The 6,828-nt window shown below is 50.3% G+C and carries 7 protein-coding genes; 5 read left to right on the forward strand and 2 right to left on the reverse strand.

Going from position 1 to position 6,828, the window contains the following annotated elements; genetic code table 11:
* Positions 1-87: 87 nt before the first annotated feature.
* The 5 genes from K5905_RS23645 to K5905_RS23665 are packed head-to-tail and all read left to right on the forward strand — an operon-like array spanning position 88 to position 4,559.
* Positions 88-363 (forward strand): hypothetical protein, encoded by a 276-nt coding sequence (locus tag K5905_RS23645; RefSeq protein WP_297588555.1) that lies wholly within the window; start codon positions 88-90, stop codon positions 361-363.
* A complete protein-coding gene (locus K5905_RS23650; protein WP_297588559.1) occupies positions 360-1,376 on the forward strand; it encodes an NAD(P)-dependent oxidoreductase in 1,017 nt (338 codons plus the stop codon). The genes K5905_RS23645 and K5905_RS23650 overlap by 4 nt, the downstream gene beginning before the upstream one ends.
* On the forward strand, positions 1,364-2,581 hold the full coding sequence (locus tag K5905_RS23655; RefSeq protein WP_297588561.1) for a hypothetical protein: 1,218 nt from the start codon (positions 1,364-1,366) through the stop codon (positions 2,579-2,581). The genes K5905_RS23650 and K5905_RS23655 overlap by 13 nt, the downstream gene beginning before the upstream one ends.
* Complete coding sequence (locus K5905_RS23660; RefSeq protein ID WP_297588564.1) at positions 2,578-3,663, forward strand: glycosyltransferase; 1,086 nt, start codon at positions 2,578-2,580, stop codon at positions 3,661-3,663. The genes K5905_RS23655 and K5905_RS23660 overlap by 4 nt, the downstream gene beginning before the upstream one ends.
* Positions 3,664-3,665: 2 nt before the next feature.
* Positions 3,666-4,559 (forward strand): sulfotransferase domain-containing protein, encoded by an 894-nt coding sequence (locus K5905_RS23665; RefSeq protein WP_297588567.1) that lies wholly within the window; start codon positions 3,666-3,668, stop codon positions 4,557-4,559.
* A 375-nt stretch (positions 4,560-4,934) separates the two neighbouring features.
* On the opposite strand, the gene K5905_RS23670 is transcribed toward K5905_RS23665, so the two are convergent.
* Both K5905_RS23670 and K5905_RS23675 read right to left on the reverse strand, forming a co-directional pair.
* Positions 4,935-6,260, reverse strand: a complete 1,326-nt coding sequence (locus tag K5905_RS23670; protein ID WP_297588569.1) for an RkpR, polysaccharide export protein — start codon at positions 6,258-6,260, stop codon at positions 4,935-4,937.
* Between the two features lie 32 nt (positions 6,261-6,292).
* Positions 6,293-6,828: ABC transporter ATP-binding protein (locus K5905_RS23675; protein WP_297588572.1), on the reverse strand; the 536-nt coding region annotated here is incomplete at its 5' end.

Below are 6,828 nucleotides of genomic sequence, written 5' to 3' on the forward strand. Positions count from 1 at the left end.
GACGTTCGTGGAAGTCTGGTCTCCGAAGTCGTCGCCGCAGTTCGGGACCTTTTTCCTGACGCCAGGATCGTGGGGTACGACCCGCTGGTGACCGCAAACGGTGAGCGGGTAGAAGGCATAGATAAAATCTATGGAGACTTTGCATCTTTTACCGAAGCTTCGGAAATGATAATCGTTCAGAACGAACAACCAGGTATTTTCTCCCAGTCATGGTCGAAGCTTCCTGAAAATATGGCCGTTCTGGATTTGACCAATTTACTTGGCAAGAGGCTTGCGGAATTGGAAATCGGATTTCGATTTCAGTTGAGTAACGCTGGCAGCATGTCCTTGGAAAGAGAAGAAAAGCTTGAGGTGGTGCGTTGAGGGCATTAGTAACCGGTAGTGCTGGCGTCGTTGGATTCCATTTGTGCAAACATCTGCTTGAAGCCGATTGGGAAGTCATCGGAGTCGACAACTTCGTAAACAGCAGCGCGATTGACCAGTATTGGGCAATGGCTGAGCATCGCAATTTTACCCATTTTAGCATAGATTTGAATGACGCAAAGCAACTGGAAGTGTTGCCTACAGACGTCGATGTCGTGTTTCATCTCGCTGCGATTAACGGTACGCAGAACTTTTATGACAAGGCTCTGGATGTCGCGAGATCCTGCACGATCCCGACACTGAACTTGATCGATAAGTTTACGGGCGCACCCAACCTCTCCCGGTTCGTGTTTACGGGAACATCTGAGTCCTACGCTTGCTCTGTCGAATTGGGACTCGCTGCAATTCCCACCCCTGAGGATGTCCTGCTTTCCATCGACAATCCGAAAAATCTTCGCTGGTCCTACGCGGCTGGCAAAACGATGAGCGAACTCTTCGTTTTGAGTGCGGCTAAACAATGCGGCATGCCTACCACGATCCTCCGGTATCACAACACCTACGGTCCGCGTATGGGTGACAAGCATTTCATACCGGATTTCGTCGGTCGTGCTCTCAGAGGCCAGTTTGAACTCTATGGCTATGATCAGACCCGCTCATTCATTTATGTCGAGGATGCAGTTGACCTTACGGTGCGCGCGGCGCTTGCCCCCAATCTTCTTGGCGACATCCTGAATGTAGGTAGCGAGGAAGAGCTGGAAATTCAGAAGGCAGCACGCATCATTCTGGAGGAACTCGGAATGGGCGAGCAGGAGATCGAATGTCACCCGGCCCCTCCTGGCAGCGTATCGAGACGCTGTCCCGATGTTTCAAAGGCGAGAAGACTGTTTCCGGATTGGTCGCCAAGAGACTTCCGCGCAGGGGTCAAGCAGCTCGTACATGACGACCTGTTTCTGCGTCAAAAACTTGAGGGATCAAGCTTAGAGGCAGGGCTCGAACTCGAATGTCAACACTGATAATCTGTGACCCTGGGTGTCACAACGAATTCGGACATAACATCGATTCTGTAATTCGATATTATGACCGCGTCAAATCGGAATTCGACCGTATTGTCGTTGTTGTTGCAGGAAAAGTAGAGCGTTTTCATAAGCTTGGATACAATGTCGAAGAAGTCTCGATGTTGTATCCGACGCTGTATCTGGATACGTTCAATCAGAGGGTGAAGAACAAAGCATTCCAGTGGGGCTATGATTTTGTCAGGGCCAACCTGGGTAAACCACTACACAAATCCTGGTGCCGAACAGCAAAGAAGCAAATTCGCGAAATCATCAAGCGCGAGACCGCTTCGGATCCGGACGTGACGGTCTATTTTCCGAGTGCCGATTACTACTTCGTCCTCGGATGTGCGGAACTGCTGGTTGAAGAAAGTGCGAAGTTTCACCTTTCCATTCGCTTTATCGGCGTACTGGAAAATGCATCGATCAAAAGAGGTGCAACCCGCAAAGTCCTTTTCCATACACTGCGCAAAGTGCCAGCCGAAATGCTCACTCTGCAGGCTGAAGCCGGACGATATTCCGAGTATCTTAACTTCGTTCTCAATCATGAAGTCGAGACAATCGGGCTTCCGATAAACCAGCAGCAAATACAGGCCACGGATACTGCCTCTGACGTTCCCGACACGTATTCGCCGGAATACCCGCTCGTGATCTGTCTTCCTGGAAAGAGCAGGGAAGACAAAGGCGGTTTGCACGTTACGAAGCTTGCGAGGTCCTTGATGGACCGGTTTGGCATGTCGGTCGTGTTGAGAGCTCAAAACTTCAACAAGGGCAGCCGCTTCCATACAAAGTCGAAGTACTTGGAAGATCTTTTCCCTAACATTGATTACTTGCCCTCTGGTCTCCCCCGGGATGAGTTCGAAAAGGCCATCTGGGGGGCAGATGCAGTCCTTCTTCCCTACACTCCCGGCACGTATTGGTATCGCGGATCGGCGATTTTCTTCGAGAGCCTGGAGCACAGCAAATTGATGATCGGGCGCGGGGGCAACGCTTTTGTTGATGATCACTTTCGAGAGGGGATCATTCGCCGTTATTACACGCTCGATCAGTTAAACTTCGAAGTTGATAGGATTTTGCGGCAAGGCCGGCAAAAGACTTTGGAAGAAGGGCGTGAGGCTGCCGAGAAGTATCGGCAACTAAACTTTGACCGAGTTTCAATCAAATGAAAGTTGCAATTCTTTGCCATACTGCGCACTTCAAGAGTGGATCCTTCAAGTGGGTGAAAGAGGCGTTGTCGCAGAAAGGCGTTGATGCATCGCTTTTTGCCATTAATGCCGATCGCTGGGTGCTTCATGAACTGAACAAGGACAACGTGGATCTGGTTATCTGTGTTCAGTCAGATCTGGTTGCGGCCTGGTTCCTGTCTCGCGGGGTACCTGCGGTCTGTATGCCCATGGCTGATGGCTGCGGAAACATGCCTGACATCTATTTCGCACTGTCGGGTATGCTCGGTTCTATTTCGATGACCGATTTCATCGCAACCAAGATGGAACGTGTTCGTAACACCAGCTACCGGATGCGCTACTACAACAAGCCCGGAGACCAAAAGAAGGTGCTCGCAAAAGATCGCGGGATTGATGTCTTCTACGGACACCGGACGACTATGTGGCGTGAAGTCAATAATCTACGGAACAGCCTCAAGCAATGTGGTCTGCGTCTTCATACGCACTTGATGCTTGATGATCCACTTGAGACGCCTGACATACGGTACAACACGACCTATTTCGCCGACCGAAGTGAGTTGGACGATGTTCTCTACGACTCAAAGTTCTTTCTGTGCCCGCGCATATCTGAAGGTATCGGATTTTCGACTATTCATGCGATGGAACACGGATGCGTCCCGATAGCAGTGGATGGGCCCGGCAACGCGGAATACATCGACGATGGTGCGACGGGTATTGTTGTGTCGCCAGCCGCCGCAACCGACAATGCTCTTGAAGACATCATTTCCAGGCTGGTTGGAATTCGATTGCCTGAAATTCGACAGAATATCTATAAACAGTCGGAAATCGGGTACGAGTTGTTTCAACAGAAATTGGACGGTTTTCCGTTCTATCTGAAGAGTCGCAGAGAGGCCTTTCTGGCTCACCCCGACAGATATATGCCTCTTGAACTGAAATTCATAATCTCCCGTCTGAGAATGAGGGAAATTATCGAACCGAGCCATAAGACCATACGGACACTGCGCTTTTACAACAAGTTCCTTCCCCAAGGATATGCGCGCAGAGTAAAACTCGACAAGGTATAAGCATGACAGAAAAGCAGAGCATCATCTTTTTTGGACTGGCTCGCGGCGGCTCGTCGGTTACTTGTGACATCGTGGGGAATCTTGCGCTGGCGGCAGGCATGAAATGGCTCGACGTCGGCAAGGAACTCTACGACCAGGGTATTCCGCTCTCTGAAGCCGCGAACATGAACAAGGATCACTTTCCCGAAACAGGCCATTTCATCGGTCCGTTCCGCGAAGTACCAAAGTGGCTGCTTGAGAAGGATCTGTCCAAGTTCAAGATCGTCATCGTTACACGGGATCCGAGGGACTGCGTGGTGTCCCACTATTTTGCGATGCGCCACTATCATAGCGTCTTTGTTCCCGGCCAGAAAACCGATTTTTCCCAGAAGGGGCGGGAGCTTGGTAAGGAGCTTGACGAATATGTTCTCGATGAGGCTGCGCCCTATGAGATGACCAGCCTCAACCTGATAACGCTGGCGCGCAAATATCCTGAATCACTCTTGTTCCGCTACGAAGATATTTATGATCTGGGCGAGCGTTGGGTATATCTTATCAACGAGTTGCTCGGTATCCTGGACGACAGAATTCCTCTGAACATTGTTGGCAAGGCCCACTTCAAAGCCGAGAAAGAGGACGTTAATGTCCACAAGCGTAAGGGTACACCGGGAGATTTCCGGGAGAAGCTGAAAGCGGAAACACAGGCAATGTTGACTAAGACATTTGATCCGATCAATTCGCAGTTCCTCGAACTCGCCTACAAGTCCGACGGAGACGATGTTGCGCAGGTCGAACAACTTTGGGGTCTTCTGAAGGATCAGTATCAGATTATCGTCGAGCTTCAGCGGCAGAACCACCTTCGCAAGACAGAGATCCATAAACTCACGGATCAACTGAACGAACTACGTGGTTCCTAATCCGTCTTTCAAAGAACTTAGGAGGGTGCCATTCATATCTGGCACCTTTTTTTGCCTATCTCGAACTCAAGGTACGATTTCAAGACTATTTGGCGAATTCGAATAACTCTTCACAATTTTGACCTCCGGCGAGTGAGTTCTCGCCAGGACACCGGAGCTTGTTCTCATGCGTCAGGTAAAGTTCCTTGTTTGCAGAAGCGCTGGAGGCCAGCTAGCCGTTGCAGGCAGGAAGAGGTTGAAGAAACACTCGTGGCAGATCCAGAACTCCTTGCGGAGGAGTGGGCTCGCACTGCACTGGCGAAGTTGCCCGCAATAATTGTCACCACTCGGCTGTGAGAAAAACGGGGTCCCGATCCGCGTTCGAGTTCACCCGTCTCAGCTCCGGTCCCGAATGTTGTAAATCATCAGGACGACGGTTACCCAAATCCCAAGCGCCAACAGGAAGAAAGCGATGGAACTCAGAATCCGGCGTGGGTACTGCGCGTCTTCCGAAAGCGTGGGTTGGATGAAAGTCGCCAGATACATGTGTTTCTGATCGGCCTCCTGTCGCGCCTGTTCAAGGCTTGCCAGTGAAGTAACGTAAAGCTGGTTGGCAAACTCTTCTTCCAGTTTCAGGTCCGAATAATCAGCGATCCGAAACGAAATCGTGGAACGATCCAACGCTGTTGTCCCCGCTGCCGGTTCTTGAGTAGATCTGCCGCTGCCTAGACGTTTTCTTTCGGCCTGCACCTGCTGCTTCAGGGCGGAGATTTCTTCAGTCAGAATTCGAATACGCGGCGAATCTTCGTTCAGGTAACTAAGAAGCGTTGTGCGCTCAGCTTCCTTTGACACCACGTTCTGCTCAAGCCCTGCAATCATTTCGGCGGCAAGGCGAGCATTTTCTTCAGGACTGACTTCTTGCGTCTTTTCGCGATAGTCCAGTAACTGCCGGCGAATTGCCTTGAGGCGTGCTTCGGCGCGGGCAATTGTTTCTTCCGCATAGCGGACAGATTGCCGTCGGTTGGCGTCAGAGAGCTTATTTACAAGTATTTCGCTACGATTGAGGACTTCGCTGGCAATTGCGACCGAGTCCTCTGGATTGAAACTTCGGACTTCAACATAAATTACGCTGGACGTCGCATCGTAGCTAACGTCAACCATGCTGTTCCAGTAGTCGAGTTGATCTTCGACCGGAAGATTCTCTCCCATTCTGAAAAACCAATCGGAACCTTCGCGATTAAAAACACTATTGATGTCAACCGAACGCTTGATGTCGTCCAGCACAGCCTGACTCTGCAAATAGTCGTGCACTATGTAGCTGTTCGAGGTGGTTGAATCCGCCCCGCTGCTCAGGACCATGCCAAGGATCTCAGAGGTCGCGGGCATATTGGAGCTTCGAATGGCAAATGCAGTCGTGCTGTGATACTGATCGCTGGCGACGAAGAACATGTAGTAAGAAACAAACAGCGACGGTAGCAGAACTGTCAGGAGCAAGCTCGCGCGAACGTACCAGTGACGCTTCGAGCGCTTTGTCTGCCCCGATCCGTTTTGAAGAGTGAGATCAAGGAGTTTATGTGGGTCCAGACCAGCTCGTTTCAGGCGATCGAGCAACGAATGATCTTTGGCCGGTTTCGAAGACTTTAATTCGCGTTTCAGAGGAATGACATCCTCGGAACGTTTGTTCTTTGCCGCGTCTTCGTCCAGTTGGGTTTCTGCCGACATCCGTTATTCCTTGGCATTCTCACTACAAAAGATTATCGGCGCGCCATGTTTTCATTGTGGCACCGAATAGCATCGTCGATATTTGGAAAGTAAGTCAAATTTCCGTCCTCGAGTACAATGCCGGCATTGCAGTAATCCTTAAGCGAACCTTCGCTGTGGGAAACCATTATTATATCCGAGAAGTGAAGCTTTTCTTGAAAAACCTTTTTACATTTCCTTTTAAAGTTTGCGTCTCCCACAGCCGTGATTTCATCTACAAGATAATAATCGAACTTGATCCCCATACTCACGCCGAATGCGAGCCGTGCCCTCATGCCTGAGGAATATGATTTGACGGGCATGTAATATGCCCTTCCGAGTTCAGCAAATTCTTCGACAAAAGCTACGAGTTCTTCAGTGTCATGTCCATAGATGCGTGCAACGAACCGGACATTCTGTTCACCTGTGAGAGATCCATTGAAACTTCCTTGGAAACCAAGGGGAAATGAAACGTTTGCTTCCCGAATGATACGGCCCGCTGTGGGACGAATTGTCCCTGAAATCATCTTGAGAAACGTGGATTTGCCAG

Source organism: Roseibium sp. (assembly GCF_025698965.1).
GTDB lineage: Bacteria > Pseudomonadota > Alphaproteobacteria > Rhizobiales > Stappiaceae > Roseibium.

What these genes read in the sequence shown, in the direction of transcription:
- K5905_RS23665 (WP_297588567.1), top strand. Translation starts at nt 3,666, where the DNA reads ATGACAGAAAAGCAGAGCATCATCTTTTTTGGACTGGCTCGCGGCGGC.
- K5905_RS23655 (WP_297588561.1), top strand. Translation starts at nt 1,364, where the DNA reads ATGTCAACACTGATAATCTGTGACCCTGGGTGTCACAACGAATTCGGA.
- K5905_RS23670 (WP_297588569.1), bottom strand. Translation starts at nt 6,260, where the DNA reads ATGTCGGCAGAAACCCAACTGGACGAAGACGCGGCAAAGAACAAACGT.
- K5905_RS23660 (WP_297588564.1), top strand. Translation starts at nt 2,578, where the DNA reads ATGAAAGTTGCAATTCTTTGCCATACTGCGCACTTCAAGAGTGGATCC.